General features: G+C 31.0%; 2 protein-coding genes. Both read left to right on the top strand.

Features of this window, described 5'->3' with window-relative positions:
* The first annotated feature begins 238 nt into the window (after positions 1-238).
* Positions 239-1,459, top strand: coding sequence for an HD domain-containing protein (locus ACKI67_RS10545; RefSeq protein WP_407463497.1), 1,221 nt, complete (start codon positions 239-241; stop codon positions 1,457-1,459).
* A gap of 45 nt (positions 1,460-1,504) precedes the next feature.
* On the top strand, positions 1,505-1,679 hold a 175-nt coding region (locus ACKI67_RS10540), incomplete at its 3' end, for a flavoprotein (RefSeq protein ID WP_407463496.1).

Here is a 1,679-nt window from a genome sequence, read left to right as displayed (position 1 = left end):
ATCAAAAATATTGATTGAAATTATAAAATTATAATTAAACTACTAAAAAAATTGAAAATAAAAGCAAAGATTAATTTAAATTTTAGAAAACTTTATTAAATAAGTATTTTATAAATATCATTAGATAATTATTGAATAATTGAAAATTAAAATATCTGAATTAAGCAAAAGAAAGAATAGAGAATAAAAATAAAAAATTTATAAAATTCTTAACTAAAAAAATTATTATATGGTGTTTATCATGTCACGTCAAAAATTTATCCGAGACAGTATTCATGGAAACTTGCCGCTAAGTGAATTTGAAGTGGAAGTGTTGGACTACCCTCAAGTTCAAAGATTAAGAAGGGTCAAACAATTAGGATTCATATCATTAATTTATCCTGGAGCAAATCACTCCCGTTTTGAACATTCCATAGGAACTATGCATCTTGCATCACAACTCGCCGAACAATTGGAATTGGAAGAATATGAAAAAGAATTGGTTAGAATGGCTGGTTTATTGCATGATGCAGGACATGGTCCATTTTCACATGTTTCAGAAGCTGTATTTGATGTTCCTCATGAACAGTTAACTGCATATGTAGTCAAGGAAACCAGTTTAGCTGACAAACTTTCTGAAAAATTTGATACCAAGGACATCATTGACATCATTAATGGTGAAGGCAAATTAGGTCCGATAATATCTGGAGAATTGGATATGGATCGTATGGATTACCTCATTAGAGATTCCCATTATACAGGTGTGGCTTATGGTGTTATCGATACTGAAAGGATCATAAGCAATTTAAAATTAAAAAGGGAACTTATTTTAGACATTAAGGGAGTTCAAGCTGCAGAAGCTGCTTTAACTGCACGTTATCTAATGTATCCAAGTGTTTATCAACACCACACTACAAGAATTATCAATGCAATGTTTAGAAGATGCCTAAGACATATGATCAGCCAAGACATCTTAAATCCTAATGAAATGTATAAATACGATGATGCAGACATGATCAGCATGTGCAGAAGCTCTGAAGGATTTTCAAGAGACATAATGGAACGTATTGACAACAGAAATCTACTAAAAGTAGCTAAATCAGAACCTGTAAATGGATTTGAAAATCCTGAAAAAATATTCAAAATCGAAAAGGACAAATTGACCAAAGCTGAAGAGGAAATCAGTGAAGATTTCGGATTGGATAGGAATTATGTCATCTTAAGCCTTCCAGAATACCCAAGATTTGATGAAATGAAAACATGGGTTTCATTTGGAGAAAACTTATACCATCTCAATGAGATTTCAAGCATTGTAGGTGCTTTAAGCAGTGCCAGATTCAATTCAGCAGACATATGCCTTTATGTTCCTAAAGAGGACAAGGATAAACTCAATAGATTTAAATTGGATAATTATATAGATTTGCCTGAAAGGGTAAACAAATTTGATACAATACACTTTGAACAATCTAAATTATTATAATAATAAGGATATTATAAATTAAATATTATTAATTGGAGATAAAAAATGATTCTTATAACTATTACAGGTGCAAGCGGAGTAATCTATGGAGTGGAATTGCTCAAGGCACTTAGGGAACTAAACATAGAAACAGGATTATTGATCAGTGAACCTGCCAAAATAGTAATCAATTATGAGTTGAATGATGATTTGGAAGAAATCAAATCATTGGCAGACCATT

Source organism: Methanobrevibacter sp. (assembly GCF_045577275.1).
Classification (GTDB): Archaea; Methanobacteriota; Methanobacteria; order Methanobacteriales; family Methanobacteriaceae; genus Methanobrevibacter.
Note: the sequence above shows the minus strand (reverse complement) of the source record. Positions and strands in the feature narration are given on the sequence as shown.